Source organism: uncultured Algoriphagus sp. (genome assembly GCF_963974835.1).
Taxonomy (GTDB): Bacteria; Bacteroidota; Bacteroidia; order Cytophagales; family Cyclobacteriaceae; genus Algoriphagus.
Window position 1 is genome coordinate 69,043 of record NZ_CAXBET010000016.1, and the last position, 15,686, is coordinate 84,728.

15 protein-coding genes and 1 pseudogene are annotated in these 15,686 nt (G+C 41.7%); 8 read left to right on the forward strand and 8 right to left on the reverse strand.

Annotated elements, in window-relative coordinates; all coding sequences use genetic code 11:
* Positions 1-16 precede the first annotated feature (16 nt).
* The 4 genes and pseudogenes from AACZ73_RS20620 to AACZ73_RS20635 all read left to right on the forward strand — a co-directional run bounded on the left by AACZ73_RS20620 (position 17) and on the right by AACZ73_RS20635 (position 3,909).
* Positions 17-1,378, forward strand: a pseudogene (locus tag AACZ73_RS20620) (ectonucleotide pyrophosphatase/phosphodiesterase).
* 343 nt (positions 1,379-1,721) lie between these two features.
* The gene (locus AACZ73_RS20625) at positions 1,722-2,249 is read left to right on the forward strand and encodes a ferritin-like domain-containing protein (protein ID WP_339880732.1); all 528 of its coding nucleotides are present in this window, start codon (positions 1,722-1,724) and stop codon (positions 2,247-2,249) included.
* Positions 2,250-2,347: 98 nt separating this feature from the next.
* The gene (locus tag AACZ73_RS20630; protein WP_339880733.1) at positions 2,348-3,166 is read left to right on the forward strand and encodes an SDR family oxidoreductase; all 819 of its coding nucleotides are present in this window, start codon (positions 2,348-2,350) and stop codon (positions 3,164-3,166) included.
* Positions 3,167-3,621: 455 nt separating this feature from the next.
* Entirely contained in the window at positions 3,622-3,909 is a 288-nt protein-coding gene (locus AACZ73_RS20635; RefSeq protein ID WP_339880734.1) for a hypothetical protein, read from the forward strand.
* A 751-nt stretch (positions 3,910-4,660) separates the two neighbouring features.
* Here the strand turns inward: AACZ73_RS20635 and AACZ73_RS20640 are convergent.
* Positions 4,661-6,418, reverse strand: a complete 1,758-nt coding sequence (locus tag AACZ73_RS20640) for a beta-xylosidase (protein WP_339880735.1) — start codon at positions 6,416-6,418, stop codon at positions 4,661-4,663.
* 478 nt (positions 6,419-6,896) lie between these two features.
* Here AACZ73_RS20640 and AACZ73_RS20645 point away from each other — a divergent pair, with 478 nt between their 5' ends.
* Positions 6,897-7,106, forward strand: a complete 210-nt coding sequence (locus AACZ73_RS20645; RefSeq protein ID WP_339880736.1) for a hypothetical protein — start codon at positions 6,897-6,899, stop codon at positions 7,104-7,106.
* A 76-nt stretch (positions 7,107-7,182) separates the two neighbouring features.
* A complete protein-coding gene (locus AACZ73_RS20650) occupies positions 7,183-7,371 on the forward strand; it encodes a hypothetical protein (RefSeq protein WP_339880737.1) in 189 nt (62 codons plus the stop codon).
* A gap of 652 nt (positions 7,372-8,023) precedes the next feature.
* On the opposite strand, the gene AACZ73_RS20655 is transcribed toward AACZ73_RS20650, so the two are convergent.
* From AACZ73_RS20655 to AACZ73_RS20670, 4 genes are all read right to left on the reverse strand, one after another.
* Positions 8,024-8,206, reverse strand: a complete 183-nt coding sequence (locus tag AACZ73_RS20655; RefSeq protein WP_339880738.1) for a hypothetical protein — start codon at positions 8,204-8,206, stop codon at positions 8,024-8,026.
* Between the two features lie 218 nt (positions 8,207-8,424).
* The gene (locus tag AACZ73_RS20660) at positions 8,425-8,652 is read right to left on the reverse strand and encodes a hypothetical protein (RefSeq protein WP_339880739.1); all 228 of its coding nucleotides are present in this window, start codon (positions 8,650-8,652) and stop codon (positions 8,425-8,427) included.
* Positions 8,640-9,086, reverse strand: a complete 447-nt coding sequence (locus AACZ73_RS20665; RefSeq protein WP_339880740.1) for a DUF5675 family protein — start codon at positions 9,084-9,086, stop codon at positions 8,640-8,642. The genes AACZ73_RS20660 and AACZ73_RS20665 overlap by 13 nt, the downstream gene beginning before the upstream one ends.
* 3 nt (positions 9,087-9,089) lie before the next feature.
* Positions 9,090-9,836: a hypothetical protein gene (locus tag AACZ73_RS20670; protein ID WP_339880741.1), complete on the reverse strand. Its 747-nt coding sequence runs from the start codon at positions 9,834-9,836 to the stop codon at positions 9,090-9,092.
* 617 nt (positions 9,837-10,453) lie between these two features.
* Between AACZ73_RS20670 and AACZ73_RS20675 the strand changes: the two genes are divergently transcribed.
* Complete coding sequence (locus tag AACZ73_RS20675; protein ID WP_339880742.1) at positions 10,454-12,976, forward strand: thiopeptide-type bacteriocin biosynthesis protein; 2,523 nt, start codon at positions 10,454-10,456, stop codon at positions 12,974-12,976.
* Here the strand turns inward: AACZ73_RS20675 and AACZ73_RS20680 are convergent.
* Positions 12,892-13,725: a LytTR family DNA-binding domain-containing protein gene (locus tag AACZ73_RS20680; RefSeq protein WP_339880743.1), complete on the reverse strand. Its 834-nt coding sequence runs from the start codon at positions 13,723-13,725 to the stop codon at positions 12,892-12,894. The two genes, AACZ73_RS20675 and AACZ73_RS20680, sit on opposite strands and share 85 nt — an antisense overlap.
* Positions 13,697-14,773, reverse strand: coding sequence for a histidine kinase (locus AACZ73_RS20685; RefSeq protein ID WP_339880744.1), 1,077 nt, complete (start codon positions 14,771-14,773; stop codon positions 13,697-13,699). The genes AACZ73_RS20680 and AACZ73_RS20685 overlap by 29 nt, the downstream gene beginning before the upstream one ends.
* A 43-nt stretch (positions 14,774-14,816) precedes the next feature.
* On the opposite strand from AACZ73_RS20685, the gene AACZ73_RS20690 reads away from it, so the two are divergent.
* A complete protein-coding gene (locus AACZ73_RS20690; RefSeq protein WP_339880745.1) occupies positions 14,817-14,954 on the forward strand; it encodes a hypothetical protein in 138 nt (45 codons plus the stop codon).
* A 153-nt stretch (positions 14,955-15,107) separates the two neighbouring features.
* Here AACZ73_RS20690 and AACZ73_RS20695 read toward each other — a convergent pair whose 3' ends face one another.
* On the reverse strand, positions 15,108-15,311 hold the full coding sequence (locus tag AACZ73_RS20695; RefSeq protein WP_339880746.1) for a hypothetical protein: 204 nt from the start codon (positions 15,309-15,311) through the stop codon (positions 15,108-15,110).
* Between the last annotated feature and the right edge of the window lie 375 nt (positions 15,312-15,686).

Sequence of the window (15,686 nt, forward strand, 5' to 3'; positions counted from 1 at the left end):
AACCCTACTTACACTTATGAAATTATCTTTTATCGGGAAGACATCCTATCTCCTATTCTTCCTAACCTTCTTAGCTACTATTCCCCTAGCAAAAGCACAGACTAGACCTGCAGAGCATGTAGTTTTGATTTCCATAGACGGGTTCCGCCCCAATTTCTATCTGGAAGAAAAATGGCCGGCTCCAAACCTTCAGACTATGGCTAAAAAAGGGGCAAGATCACTCGGGGTAACTGGTGTATTTCCATCAGTGACCTATCCATCCCACACCACCGTGATCACGGGATACCCTCCTGCCAAGCATGGTATATATTACAATGCTCCTTTCGAACCTGAAGGACAAACTGGTAAGTGGTATTGGGAAACAGAACTGATTCAGGTTCCTACCCTATGGCACGCAGTGAGAGAAGCTGGATTGAAAAGTGCCAGTTTCCTATGGCCTGTTTCAGTCAATGCTCCTATAGATTACAATATTCCGGAATACTGGAGTCTGTAAAATGGTGGAAGGATTGAGCCAATGCGGGACATGGAAACTCCAAAAGGACTTATGGCAGAAATGGAACTGCAGGTACTGGGCAAGATGAATGAGAAGACATTTAATGGGGATTATCTTAATAGAGAAGACAGAACCGGGGAAATGGCAGCATATGTATTGGAAACCTACAAACCAAATTTGACTACCATTCACCTGATTGCAGCAGATCATTTTCAGCACAATGAAGGAAGAGATGGACCCATGGTGTACAAATCCATTGCAGCTATCGATAGAGCAATAGGTAAAATTATGGAAGCCGCCGAACGTGCCGGGATTGCAGATAAAACCACTTTTATAATCACGGGAGACCATGGGTTTGTAAATACCCACAGCTCGATCTCACCGAACGTATGGTTGGTGGAAGCTGGTTTGATGGAGGATTCCAAGGATAGAGGGAATTGGAAAGCCGCATTCCACACCAGTGGCGCTTCTGCTTTTTTACACCTGAAGGATCCAAATGATCAGGAATCTGCCAAGCAAGTGGAGAAGATTCTTGCTGATCTACCTGCCAGTATCAAAAAGCTTTTCCGGGTAGTCGACAGGGAGGAATTGGACCGTGTGGGTGCTGATCCAAATGCAGTTTTAGCTTTGGCACCCATTCAGGGAATTTCCTTTTCAGGATCAAGTAGCGGATCTATTCTTAAGCCTGCTAGAGGTGGAACGCACGGATACTTCCCTGATTTCGATGAGATTGAAACTGGCTTTATTGCTTGGGGAGCTGGAATAAAGGAAAACGTGGAAATACAGGAAATGGGATTAGTGGATGTGGCTTCGGTAGTGAAGTATCTATTGGATTTGTCCATGGAGCTACCAGAAAGCAACCTATATCCGGGAATCAAAAAATAATTCTGTCCAAGAAGATCAATGGGGAGAAGTGGGGAAGCCTGCTTCTCCTTTTTTATTTGGGAAGTCCCACAACCCAATCTATAGATTGACTCCGAATCACTACAGATGCCAATCTTCGATCAAAGGACATTTTCGAATAGTACCACCTCTTTATGAGAAGAATCTTCTCAACAAGTAGAATTCTTTCAACAAGTTGATTTGCAATAATCTGACTTTAAAAAAGCAATACCCTAAAACCCTCTCTAGAACTGCATTTGAAGCCGAAATCCATATTGAAGTAGAAATTGGCCAAAGTATTGGAAGATGTTGAAATACACTACTTAACCAACTATTACTAACTATTATGGCAACTCAAACAAAAAGTAAATCCAAAGAGAAAGAGTCCAAATTTAAACAGCTTTTTATCGATGAGATAAAAGACATTTATTGGGCGGAAAAGCATCTGGTGAAGGCTCTGCCAAAGATGAGCAAAGGAGCTACCTCTTCCATCCTTGCGGAAGCAATAGATAAGCACCTCACTGAGACGCAAGAACATGTAAGTCGTCTGGAGCAGGTATTCGAATCCATGGGTCTTAAACCTCAGGCAAAAAAATGTGAGGCGATGGACGGATTGGTAAAAGAGGCACAGTCTATTCTGGAGGATACCGATGCAGATACCATGGTAAGGGACGCAGGTATCATCATTGCCAGCCAAAAGGTGGAGCATTATGAAATCGCTTCCTATGGATCATTGGTAGCACTGGCCAGAAAAATGGGAATGAAGGAGGCTGCAAGCTTACTCTCTGAAACGCTGGAAGAGGAGAAAAAAGCAGATTCGGATCTTACCAAACTGGCAAAGTCTGAAATCAACGAATTGGCTGTTTCCGAATAACCAAAATAAGGGCTGTCTTTAACTTAGTTTGCAGTATGCTCACTATGCTTAAAGGACAGCCCTTTTTTCATTTTAACTAATTAAAAACCACAAAGAACATGAAAGAAGTTTCCGAGAAAGAAATGGATCCCCAACCTGAATATCTTAAAAAAGGATACAAAGGAAGTGAAAAGCTAAAAGACAAAGTAGCAATCATCACCGGAGGTGACAGCGGAATTGGTAAGGCAATCTCTATATTGTTCGCCGCAGAAGGTGCCTCTGTACTTTTTACCTACCACAGTTCGGATAAAGACGCCAAGAAAACCCTGGCTGAAGTGAAAAAATACGGAAATCCCTGCGCTATGATCCAGGGTGACCTGAGTGACAGTAAGCATTCCAAGGAAATAGTGGATAAGGCCATCAGTGAATTTGGCAAGATAGATATAGTCATCAACAACGCCGCAGTACAGTTTCCACAGGACTCACTTACCGATATCACAGATGAGCAGATTCAAAAGACTTTTGCCACTAATATATTCGCATACATGTACCTGTGTAGAGAAGCACTACCGCATCTGAAAGAAGGAAGTTCGATCATCAACACCACTTCTGTCACTGCTTATAAAGGGAATGAAAGACTGATCGATTATTCTTCTACCAAAGGGGCCATTGTAAGCTTTACCAGATCCCTATCCGCCAACCTTGCCCACAAAAAAATTAGGGTTAATGGTGTGGCACCGGGACCTATATGGACGCCGTTGATTCCGTCTACCTTTCCAAAAGAAGATGTGGACGGGTTCGGTAAGGATGTGCCGCTTAACCGCCCTGGGCAGCCTTCTGAAGTAGCAGGATGCTACCTATTTCTAGCTTCAGATCTAGGAAGCTATATGACTGGTCAGGTGCTGCATCCTAATGGAGGAGAAATTATCAATACCTAATATACTATCTGCCTAGAGTACGTGGCTGTTTCACTATATTTAATAAAATTAAAGCTGAGGTTAATGCTATCTAAAATATTAGCTTACAAGTCGTTATATGCTTTTTAGATGAAACAATATATTGAGCTGGTTTTAGATGTTCTTAGATGAATAGCTAGTTTCCGTATTTTCCCAGCTACGTATTACAGGCATTTATTTCTGATGGTATTACAGAGTAATGCTTCAATTGCTAAGACTGATAGTAGAATTTAATTACCTGTATTTCATTCCTCATTCATCATACGATTATCACTCCTAAATACACCCAATATAGATTGTGGTGTATTTTCTTTTATAGATTGAAATCTATTCCTTAATCCCTGTTAAAGTACTTGCTGAAAACTTAAAATATCTAAAACTGAACTTGAAGTTATTTTCCCAAGCTGCATATTGAAGTAACAAACTATAACAGCGTTATGAAAAGATTTCAAGTGCTTTGGGCTAATAAAAAGACGAGAGGACCATTCAAAGGGGAACTCAAACATATAGGAGGAATTGATTCAAGAGGTAATTCCTGGGTTCTTCCCGTACACAAAGCGATTGAAGGTATTAAGGGAGGAAGGTGCGAGTTTTACGTGCTGGAAGATTGGCAGGAAATTCCTGTGACTGTATGCACACTCAATAAGTCGGAGACGTTTCTTACTTCCAAGGGGCATGGTTATCTATATAACTTATTGGAGGAGTTGCCGGAATATGCTTTTTGAAAATGGAAATTTCGCGATTGACTTTTAGCTGATAAATGCGATTAAAAAAGTAATGTAGGGACGATTTGGAGAATGGAGATTGGGCGATGCTGCCATTGTTAGACTAACACTTCGACTTCGCTCAGTGTGACAGGAGTCGAAGGCTTAGGAGAAATTTGAAATGAGGGAATTAATAATTTAAAATGGATAGAGATCTAAATTTTAGACAGCATGCCGTAGGGATGCAATGTCATTAGCCCAGGGTTTCAACCCTGGGTCAATCGGACAAATTAATATAATAGCGCTGGCCCGGAATCGTCCAGCGGAGATGTGTTGTTTTGCCCGTAAGATGGAAACGGAAAGTATTTCAGCTTTAATATGTGTAATTATCTATTTTTCAACCGTTCGTGGAGACACGAACGGTGGCGGAGCCTGACACTTCGACTTCGCTCAGTGTGACAGGAGTCGAAGGCTTAGCAGGAATTTTAAAATGAGAGAATTAAGAATTTAAAATGGATAGAGATATAAATTTCAGACATAATGCCGTAGGTATGCAATGTGGGTAGCCCAGGGTTTTAACCCTAGGATTAAAGAATGAATTATCTGAACAGCGCTGGCCCGGAATCGTCTAGCGGAGATCTGGCGTTTTGCCAGCAAGATGAAAGCGTAAATTATTTTGACATTGATCTGTGGAGATATCTATTTTTCAGCCATTCATGAAGTCACAAATGGCCCCAAACCTTGTCCCTTCAACTCATAAAGCAATATCTGATTACCAAGTCAACCTCACTAGCGATACCCCCTGACTTGGTAAGTCAAAATTTAACTGGGCTTTGCCATCCTCTATAGTAATCCATTTGGGGGAAGTGATCAGATCGAGCTGACCTGCTTCCTCAAGCTGTGAAATCTGTTCCTGGGTAGGATTTTGTGGTGATCCCATAGCCATCCACTCCTCATAGGAATTACTGTAATTTTTGTCTACCCGATAATGATGGACTAATACTTTATCAACTGGAATATTTTCAAGGCTTAAATTTATTGGAGCTGTAGGCATTTCTTTATCGTCATCATGGTAGTTCCAAACCATGACAGCAGCAGACTTAGTATCTACTGTAGCAAAAGCATTGATATCCTGAGATTCTCCCCGTACACTTGATTTGAGGATAGTATCTAGATTATAGGCTAGCGTATCAGTCCCTGGATTTATACCTCCGGAAATTGAAACTCGCTGTCCACCCATCATTCCAAACATGCGGAACACATTCAATACAGGTTTGTCCACCCCATTGGTAGCCATATCCCGGAATCCTGCAAACCATTTCTGATCTTCAAATTCAAAACCCCAGGTCACCGCCCCCATAAAATTAACGCCGTGCCGGTCTGCCAGCTGATATTTTCTTGCAAACGAAGCAGCTGTATAACTGGAATACATAGTTCCATTTCTATATGCATTATGAGGGTAATCCGCCTCCGAACAGGCAGCGCAACCCTCTGGGTCAGATTCACCAATTACTATGGGTAAGTGCTTCAATTCAGGATAGGAAGCGACAATTTCAAAACCTTTGTCTATGTCATTCAATTGATTTCTCAAACCCATCTGGACAATTCCATCTACTACTTTTGGACTTCCCTTGGCATGGAAGGTTATAAAGTCCAGTGGAGAACCCGTTTTGCCAGTTACATAATTTTTACCTGAAATCACATGATCGAGAAAAGTAGTCAGGAATTCCGCCGCTTCATCCCATCCTGGCCCGGTAGTTTCTGGACCTCCGATTTTAGCTGTCGGCAAGGCTCGCTTTACCGCATCGGCGGTGTAATCATAAAGCTTGATGTATTCTTCGGTAGTGCCTCTCCAATACCCGATATTAGGTTCATTCCAAAGTTCCCAGTACCAGGATTCCACCTCTTCCCTACCATATCTTTCCACACAGTGTGTCACCCATTGGAATACCAATTCAGCCCACTTATTATAATCATTTGGAGGATAGGACCAGCCGGTATAAATATCATCGTATTCTGCTCCGGGTTTCCAGTAATGACGATAAGGTTCTGGCTTGGTGGATAATGCTTTGGGCATAAAGCCAATCTGGGCAAGAGGCTTCATGCCCCTTTCTATATATGTATCGAATATTTGATCAATTATGGTCCAATCATAAATTGGATTTCCATCACTGTCCTCAGTGTAGGCATTTGTCGAACCCCATTTCAATGCTGCTCTCGGGCCTTCATCGGTGACCAATAAGCTGTGAGCCCTTACATATACCGGAACGGGGCTTAGATCTGCTATTTCTGAAAGCAGTTTCTTGCCGTCCTTCATGTAGGTATAGTTTGGTTCATCATAGCCCCACCAAGCCCAAGCAGGTTGCATAGGTCCTATTTCTTTTGAAAAATCAATGGTGAAGTTGACAGGCTCTTCGTTTCTGCTTTTAATTTCCTGCGCGATGCTGATGCTAATACTTGCCAGAATGGCTACTAGTGAGAGAAAAAAGACTCGTAGTTTAAAAAGGGAGAGAGTAGCTTTAGGTTGCATAGGGTTATGTATTATTGAGTTAGTAAAAGTAAATGAGTTCGCATAAGTTATAAACATATGTTTTTACCTGTCTAGTTTAGATGATAATTGTCCTAAAAAAAATGGGTTGGGAAGTTATTAGGTTATTTGGAACTAGAATGCTTGGTGTTGCTTGGATTGTTTAGAGCCATTTGAGGAGAATGTCGACGACAGAAATTCTATCTTCAATTCATTTATTGACTGGAAATACTAATGTTAATATTATTTTCCCTGATACTTTTGAGACCAAAAGTATCCAAAAGTCTTGCTGAAATAATGCTTCTACGCGCTAGGCCAGACGCTGGCCCGCTATTTCAGCTTCCCCACGCGCCTGTAGAATGATAATCCTGTTAGTTTAATTATTTTGATTATCCATAGTACCTTTTCTAATAGGGCGAATGTTGATTCGCCCTACATCGGAAATAAATACAATTATGAAATAGTCCCATCGGGACTAACCATGGGTAGCCCAGGGTTTCAACCCTGGGTTAAAAAAGGAGCGTGTTTAATCAGCGCTGGCCAAGAATCTACAATAATGGTTCGGGATTACAAATCCCGAACAGCAGCGACAGCGGCAAGAAATGGTCTGTGTGACACAGACCACGGAGGGGAATTTAAAGTGGTGAGAGACCTAGAATTTGTAGAGCATGCCGTAGGTATGCAAGATTGATAGCACCGGGTTTTAACCCGGTGTATAGATATATATTAGGTAACCAGCGCTGGCCCAGAATCAGAATTCGGAGACGATGCCCAAATACCAGCAAGATGAAAACCGAATCGGTATCAAATGTGGAATGAGTGATCTGGTAAAAAGGATAGTTATTGTCGGATTGAAAATCCTACGATATTGGTTCGGGATTACAAATCCCGAACAGCAGCGAAAGCGGAGAAGAATGGTCTGTATGACACAGACCACAGATGGAAATGCATGCTGAAGGCATGCCATGTGATAGCCCAGGGTTTCAACCCTGGGTTTAAAGAATTATATTCATTCTACAGCGCTGGCCCACAATCATCATATGGAAAGAAGGCGTTTTGCCAGCAAGATGGAAACGGATCCATTGAAAAGTTAAAAGTTGGAGGTTAGGAAGTTGGAGGTTGTTTATCTGAAATTTAAAATTAAGGAATTGAGAATTTAAAATGGAAAGAGATCAGGGATGAGGAGAGCATGCCGTAGGTATGCAATGTGGGTAGCCCAGGGTTTCAACCCTGGGATAAAGAGTTATATTCATCGAACAGCGCTGGCCCACAATCATCATATGGAAAGAAGGCGTTTTGCCAGCAAGATGGAAACGGGGATTATTTTGGAATAGATCTGTGTAGATATTGGTTTTTCAGCAGTTCATGTGACGCTAACATTGGCGAAGCCTCCGTGCACGCTATTTCAGTCTCCCCACGCGCCTTTAGAATGATAATCCTGCTGTTATTAACAAATTCATGGAGGGTATTAATGGAAACCCTATCACCTAATTGGCATTGAAGCTACCTTTTCCAAATGGGCGAATATTGATTCGCCCCTACCCGATTATGGGACAAAAAAACCGGAGAGAAATATCCCCTCCAGTCAATATAAAATTCAGATCGTTTCTATTTCTTCAACAATTTCTCAACCGCACCGTCATCGACTGTCAGTTGAGAGATCGTGACCAGTACTGTCCCTGCCGTAACTGCATATCCTGCATAGGTCAGCAGCATAACGGGAATACTCCCAGGTGCGGTAAGTACAGCTGTGCCTATAGCCGCGATGATCAATCCTGCCTTCTTTACCATTTGGAAAAAGGGCGGTGTGGGGGCGATGGCCCGGTTTTTTACTTCTGTTAGTAGGTTCATTTTTTTTAGTTTGTTAGTTGTTGGTTGTCCGGTGTTTGATGACCGGTGTTTGATGACGGATGACCGATGACCGGTGTTTGTTAGTTGTTTGTTGTTGGTTGTCTGATGACCGGTGTCAGATGACCGGTGTCCGGTGCTCACTTATGTTTTTTGGGAGGTCATGGCCTTCGGGATAGGTTTTGAGCAGGCGGACTTCTGGTGCGCTGAAGTAAGGACTTCATCAACCTCTGCTCGGCTTCCAGCCGGATAAAGAGTTCTTTCAGTTTGGAAAGCTCTGTATTTAGCTGTCTGAAATCCTGAATCAGGAGCTTCAGGAAGTAGGCTATGACAGAAAGGAGGAGCGCGATGACTCCTCCCGTGACTGCCTGAAACATCAGTCCATCCATGCTATCTGATGGAATGTAAGGTTTAGGGCATTTTCCGGATAGCTCCTTATCTCCAGTGTAGCCTTTTCACCTTTTTGATGTGCCTGACCTACCAGTTGAAGTAGTCGTTCCCACGCTTTCTGGCTTGGGATTCCCCTTCCTTCCCCTGTAATTTCAGACACCGGGACGATGTTGCGGTGCAGCTGTCTAATGCAAATCTCCACTTCAGTAGGCCTATTTGCCCTGAGACCGTTCGGACATCTAAACAGGCTAATCCGCTGCATGGAAGTGTCGGGGATTATAGCCAGTTCATAATTACCCTCCGGAATACATGCTGTGCTAGGTTTGAAGTGGGCTGCTGGTGGTTCTATGCATTGGCATAAAGTATTACCATCCAGCAGCAGTGCACTGTTTGTTCCTCCGGGCCAATATTCCCGGTTCAATACCAGATCCATGGTCTAGCTGACAGACAGTATAGCTGCCGGGTTTTGTGCCAAGTCATTCAGATCATACTTATCCCCGTTGACATCCAGAAAGAATTCCAGGGCCAGAGCGAAGAAATACTTCTCCCCTTCGATTGCCGGTTTTGGCAAGGTTAGCGTGACAGCAGGTGCCATTACATTCTGTATAGGCAGTGGTTCTATGGTAGCGATTTCACTGGTATAATCCTGTTGGGCAAAGTCAATACCCGCACGGATCAGTGAAAATCTATAAAACGTAGACCCTTGTGAATACAGAAGGTATTTACTTGGAACCAATTCCGGAATTGTGACTGAAAATGAGCCAGCCTCATCCAAAATGGTCGGCTTTACCTTTACCACATTGTTCAGCACTGCTTTTTCAGAAAACTGGAAGCCTACCATAAGCGACAAGTCGCCTTGGTCAAATTTCCTTTCTCCCCGTACATTCACTGTGTCGGTCTTTACTACTTTCATGACCATGGAATAAAGTCTGTTGTGCAGCTTGCCACCATTGGATTTCAGTTCGATCTCCCGAAAAGCATTCTTCAGGAACTTAGCTGATGCTGCCGACTCAGCAAACTCTATCAGGTTTTCCCTGGTGCGTTGGTATTTGGGGTCATTCTGTATCCTTTTTTTGGTCACTCCCCCTTTCCTTCTGGCGATGAATTTTCCATCGCGGTTTTTGTAAAACGTCAGGTCACCCATGGTGCCTTCGAGTTTGATATATCCAGCTTGTTTTGCCATTTTTTTATTTGTTTTATGTGTGAAACATGGCAGCAAACTGGACTTAACAGATTGAAAATCAAAACGAAAGTGGAATCTGTGGAAACAAAGCGAAACTAAAGTACTCTGTGGAAAATAGAGACAAAACCTAACGTATACCTGACGCATCTCTGACGCAACGGTAACGTATCCCTAACGGAAATATCAAGTTGGGTACCCTTTGTATGGTATATCAAAAATAGGTAGATGTGGTGATTTTGGTAGTTGGTAGTTAGCTATTGGATGTAAGTAATTAATTATTGGTTTTCGGGAATTTCAAAATAAGGAAGGAGATGTTGAAACGGTTGCCTTTGTCAGAATGACACTTTTACTCTCTAAGTGTGACAGGAAATGGGTTTAAGCTGGAGGTGAAACTTGATGGTTTTTGGCTAGATAGAATTTGAAATTAGAGATTTCGAAACCGGTGAGTCGATTTGTATGGCTGCTGAATCATTACTTGTAGAAAGGCGGATATATATACTTAATTAAACCATGCAAAAATTGATCAGGGAGGATCTTACATTCATCAGGTAAAATCCTCTATTCATCAAGGACATTGTGAGAGGAAATATCGTTTCCATAGGATTGGGAAAAAGATTATGGAATTACTCTTCAGATCTCCACTGCTTCAATTTGATATAAACGATCCAAGCGAAGTAAAGAAACACTGGCCTAAAATAATGGAGAGCATCAGGCTATCCAGTATGGATTTATTTTCAAAAATTCAGATAAAACAACCCGATGATCTGACTGAAAAGGAAAAACATGCTGTTTACAAATATCTTCTTCGAGGTAAATACCGTCCCACCCCTTTTGGAAACTGGGCTGGTGTTGGGGTGGCAAGTTGGAGCTCTACCCTACAGGAGAAAATCGAAAGCGACTCACTGAGCGCTATACCCATCCCAATTCTGAAATTAGCGAATCCAGAAGAAAACTATTGGATAAATCCTAGCATGATGCCATGGGGTGATGGATGGAAATTCTGGAATTTTGACAAGGAAAACGAAAAATGGAGATACTCCAAGGCAGAGGACAATCTTTTGATGCAACGACTTAGAAGTCTGGCCTTAGCTGGTAAACCTATTAAACAGGAAAAACTTTTTGCACCTTTCTCAGAACTGCTACAGCGTGATAAACAGGAACTTTGGAATCAGCTACTTCACAATCAATTGCTGGTCTGCTCGTCCAGACCTTCATTAACAAACGTTGGCCCTAATGTCAATATGTTTATTCAAGAGCAACCGGAAGTTCCAATCAGCTTAAAGCATAAACTGGAGAATTTTTTCTCAGATATAGATCATTTAGCCACTCCGGCGGCTTCCCCCTATCTCAAAAGTTTCAAGGAAATATTTATTGCCGAATTTGACGATAGATTTGTTCCCATCAAGATGCTTTGGAAGCTAGTCTCACGTTTAAAACCAACTGATAATGAGCAGGAAGAAAGGAATGTACATCATAAATTATATTACCCTAGTGAGACGGGAGAGCGATCCATTTTAGATTTGCAGAATCCCATTTACCAAAGCAACAAGTCCCATTCTATAAAACACGCACAGTGCCTATTCAGGATTCTGGAAAATGGTCAGTTATTGCTCGATAACCTGGTATTCAACAGGCCATTTGTGTATGGAGGAAGGTTTACATACCAAACGGAAATATTTAATTTTTATGCTAAGCAAACTTTAGAGGAGGACTATACTTTATTAGCGGATGTGGTACTGATGGAGGGAGTGAAAGCAAATCTTATCAGTGCACATAAAAATGTAGCAAAACTTCGAATCAATTGCTTCTCAGGGAGCACTGATAGGGATGAACTTGACTCCTCTGACGTGTATATAGGGATACTGAATGGGAAATTTCATCTGAGTGCTCCAAAATTTGGAAAGTTTATTATTCCTGTATTCCAGCATCCTCTCAATCCCCAGTTTATCACACATCCCCTGTGCAGGATACTGTGGGAAGTTGCCCATCAGGACTTTTTGAGACCTGCTTATTACAGTCCCGGATATTTTCAAAATCAGGATTATACTCCGCAATTAAATCATGGGGATATCATATTACAACCTAGGCAATGGAAGATTAAGTGGGAAGAGCGTTTCCTGCAGTGTAGCAATTTATTGGAGGAACTCTTGAAAAAAGGCGTTCCAAAAAGAATACTAGCCGGAAATCAGGACCAGGAGCTTGGATTGAATTTAGAAAGTAACAAGGACGTAGATATTTTATGTGAAGAGCTTCGGAAAAATAAAAGTATTCGAATCCAGGAATGGCTGTGGGAGAATAATAAGGCTACTGGGGAAGGAAAGAAATTTAACCTGCAATACCTTTGGGGAATGCACCTACCGTATGTGAAGGAGGCCCTTTTGGAAGTTCCATCCCTAAACTACCTGTCGGGTGAAGAAAGTAAGGATTGGTTATCTATTCGTATAATACTAATCCCAGACTATCAGCGGACTGTAGTGATGCAGCAGATTAGATTATTAGTGGATTCGCTGGCCTGGAGTCAGAAGCCTTTATTTTACTTTCTCTATTATGGAATCAGAAGTCCGGAAATTCGCCTGAGAATCAAATTATACCAGCCAGAAGATAAGAATAAATTACTTTCTGCAATCTGTTCCACTTTCCGGAAGGTCCCGGAAGTCGATTATATAAAGTTGCATCCCTACTATCCCGAGAAGTCCAAATACGGTGAGGAAGGAATGTACCTGTCAGAGCAAATTTTTAACTGCGAGTCCCAATTATTGCTTAATCTAAATCCAAGATCCGATGAAGATAAGCTCTCCCTGGCCATGGGTGTGGGTAGTTTATTTTTGGAAATAGTAGACGAGTTGGAGTACTGGATAGATTACTTCAGGAAACTCTCGGGCCAAAAGGCTGGGCATGTTTCTGCAAAATCCTACCTACAAAAATTCCATGAACTAGCCAACTTGGAGTGGCGCAACTATTATTGCTCCCTGATAGAAAGGCATCCGTGGTATAGGGATGGAGACAAACGCCCAAGATGGATTGGAAATCATATCCACATGTTAGTTAATAGGATTTATTGGGATACAGGACTGGAAATGGAAGCCGAAGTAAATGCTTTGCTGTGGTCATTTTTGAGGGATAAAAAATATGCTAGATAAAACAGTAACCTATCCAAAGTCCGAAGAAGTCCCATTGATGGATATCTTTCTGAAAATTTCGTGAAATTCCTTACTGTAACTTCTCCCAAAGGAATGGCACCCCCACCTTCCAGATAAATGGTTTCCAACTTGATATGAAGAATCTTTTTCATTCCTATCGCAAAGGATTTATGTACCCTGTAAAAATTCCTTTTGGGCAATTTATCCATAATGGAGGCAAGGGATGAGAGTATGGTGTATTTCTTATACTTAGTGTGCATCTCCACGTAATTTCCTTTTACCTCAAGGTAGATAATGTCGTCGGTTCTAAGTAAAATCATTGTGGAAGAACCCTGCTCGTTAATGGTAAGGCAATCGGAAAAGTAGTCAGCGTTGACCGTTGGCCTGTTAAATTTTACACTTACTTTTTCTATCGCGTTATACAGGGAGGAAAGGCTGGCAGGCTTTTTAATAAAATGAACTGCATTGACCTGGAATCCGTCATAGGCATATTCATCATAAGCGGAGCAGAAGATGACTGGAATATTCAATTTACCTACCTTATTGGCCAAATGAATGCCATGCATAGTCTCCATGACAATATCTGTAATCAGGATATCCGGGGGATTTTGCTGCATATAGTTTAATGTTTCCACCGGATCTGTGGATAGGTACACGATCTCCAGGTTAGGTGATTGTTCTACTAATTTTTTTAGCACATTCAGCCCTTCATGTTCATCATCAAGAAGCACCAGTTTCAATTTTTCCATAAGGCAGGATCATCAATGTAGAAAATTCATTTAGGTACTGGCCCCATTCAAATATCCCTTGGTAGTGAAAATTATAGTTTACCAAATTCTCAAGGGTAGTCAGTCCATGTTGGGAGGAAAGTCCGGCTTTGACAGGATGGATCAGATTATATGTGGTGCAGGTGAGTTGAATGTTTCCCGAAGATTCACGACGTACGGAAATAGTCATTTCTGCGGGATTAGCAGGATCATCCAACACTCCATATTTAAGGATATTCTCTAATAAAGTACCCAAAGTCAGTCTAGGTATCCGAAGGGATTCCAGTGGTACATCGTGCTCGACCTTCAGCAGCACGCAGCAATTTTTCTTGTTTGAACCTGCAAGAAAAAGCAAAACATGTAAAATGCGGATTTCATCCGAAAGAAAATGCGGATCCTCAGGATCCTTAAAAGATTGCTGTAACAGAGCCGATAATGCGCCTACCTGATGAAACAGTTCATCAGAAAACAATGCGGATTGCCCAGCAATATTGTTGAGTGCATTGAACAATAAATGAGGACTAAGGCTAATATGATCGTGTGAGACTTGGGTTTTATAGAGATTTGATTTCACGAGGAAAATTTTTTTCATCCCAGCAGCAAATTGTCTGAAACTCCAACACATGAAGGCAAAAAAAGTAAATTCCAGAAGCCGCAGTGTTTCATACAACATACCGATTGGTCCTCCTAGTATTTGGTGAAAATCCCCATAGCCCAATAACAGATGCTTTGCCAAAGTGAGTAAGACTACCAGATCGATCAGCTGAAGAGAGCGGTAGCTGAGCTCTCGTTTATTGCTGCAGGCAGGAAAGAACCTGAAAAACAGGAAAAGGACGAAAGGCGCTCCAAGAAAGAAATGGACTAAAGGGAAGTAAACCGAAAAACCTCCTGGTAAAAATGTAGACATAATCAGATCAAAAAGGAAGAAAGTACCATAAAAACCCATTAGGAAGGTAATTGGCTTTTCGATCGTCTGGATAAACACGCAGTTTATAATGCGAAACTGGCTGAATATCCAATTTTTTTTCATGGAAAGGTGGAAGCTCATAGTTTCAGGAAAAATCAAAATCATTATGAAAAAGAAACAATCACTACTTCCGGAGATTGAGCACTTCGAACCAAAAAGAGCCAAATCTCCAGATCAGGACATGGTAAAAGCCACAACTAGCTTTTTCCGTGAGTGCTTACCTCCTTTTACCAGAGCCAGGTAAGCCAACGCTTGCGAGAGAAGGAAAGTCCTTCGAGGTGGCAGACTTTATAAAGTCCGCTTTTTAAAAATGTTGAGAAGTAAAACTAATACCGGATCGAAATTCCGGTGGGCAAGATCCCAGACCAAAACGGATTCCTAAGCAGGGATCCGTTTTTTATTGGGCTCCAACAGATGTCTGCACATCTGACACCGTGATACCATGGAAATCGGCATATTCATCGAACGTCACCAGGTGGTGTTTTGACTTACCTAGCCATACTTTAACCCTGTTCAGGCTATTGTATGCATACGATTTACTTCTACCGGTCAATACCATGATATCTTTGGCATAGATGATCCTTCGTTCTAAAAGCATCATAACACAGCAAATTATTCCAGTCTTAGGCTTGCATATCCTTGACTGTTACCACCTAATTTATAAAACGTTGTGGATTTTCAACTATCAATATCGTACAAAGCAGTTTTTACAGGATTAACTACTCTTATGACATGACATTTTGTAGAGTCAAGTCGCAAATGAGCTTATCAAACTGCTGGAAAAAGTTGGATTCTACCTTCTGAAAAAATGTTGATAGCTTATTTTAATCAGGAAGGACTTGTTGATTATCAGGGATTTTGAGCAGTTTGTCCACTCATTTTTGAAAAGTCTGGGTACTTTTTGATGTTCGGATAAGGGAATGGACCTGCTACATTTGATTGGACAGTAAGTTAAGCCCCCTTAACTTAGAACCAA

Coding starts and splice junctions, on each gene's coding strand:
- AACZ73_RS20625 (WP_339880732.1), top strand. CDS start 1,722: ATGGCAACTCAAACAAAAAGTAAATCCAAAGAGAAAGAGTCCAAATTT.
- AACZ73_RS20685 (WP_339880744.1), bottom strand. CDS start 14,773: ATGAAAAAAAATTGGATATTCAGCCAGTTTCGCATTATAAACTGCGTG.
- AACZ73_RS20640 (WP_339880735.1), bottom strand. CDS start 6,418: ATGCAACCTAAAGCTACTCTCTCCCTTTTTAAACTACGAGTCTTTTTT.
- AACZ73_RS20660 (WP_339880739.1), bottom strand. CDS start 8,652: ATGGATGGACTGATGTTTCAGGCAGTCACGGGAGGAGTCATCGCGCTC.
- AACZ73_RS20680 (WP_339880743.1), bottom strand. CDS start 13,725: ATGGAAAAATTGAAACTGGTGCTTCTTGATGATGAACATGAAGGGCTG.
- AACZ73_RS20675 (WP_339880742.1), top strand. CDS start 10,454: ATGGAATTACTCTTCAGATCTCCACTGCTTCAATTTGATATAAACGAT.
- AACZ73_RS20635 (WP_339880734.1), top strand. CDS start 3,622: ATGAAAAGATTTCAAGTGCTTTGGGCTAATAAAAAGACGAGAGGACCA.
- AACZ73_RS20630 (WP_339880733.1), top strand. CDS start 2,348: ATGAAAGAAGTTTCCGAGAAAGAAATGGATCCCCAACCTGAATATCTT.
- AACZ73_RS20690 (WP_339880745.1), top strand. CDS start 14,817: ATGAAAAAGAAACAATCACTACTTCCGGAGATTGAGCACTTCGAACCA.
- AACZ73_RS20670 (WP_339880741.1), bottom strand. CDS start 9,836: ATGGCAAAACAAGCTGGATATATCAAACTCGAAGGCACCATGGGTGAC.
- AACZ73_RS20695 (WP_339880746.1), bottom strand. CDS start 15,311: ATGATGCTTTTAGAACGAAGGATCATCTATGCCAAAGATATCATGGTA.
- AACZ73_RS20665 (WP_339880740.1), bottom strand. CDS start 9,086: ATGGATCTGGTATTGAACCGGGAATATTGGCCCGGAGGAACAAACAGT.
- AACZ73_RS20650 (WP_339880737.1), top strand. CDS start 7,183: ATGCCCAAATACCAGCAAGATGAAAACCGAATCGGTATCAAATGTGGA.
- AACZ73_RS20645 (WP_339880736.1), top strand. CDS start 6,897: ATGGGTAGCCCAGGGTTTCAACCCTGGGTTAAAAAAGGAGCGTGTTTA.
- AACZ73_RS20655 (WP_339880738.1), bottom strand. CDS start 8,206: ATGGTAAAGAAGGCAGGATTGATCATCGCGGCTATAGGCACAGCTGTA.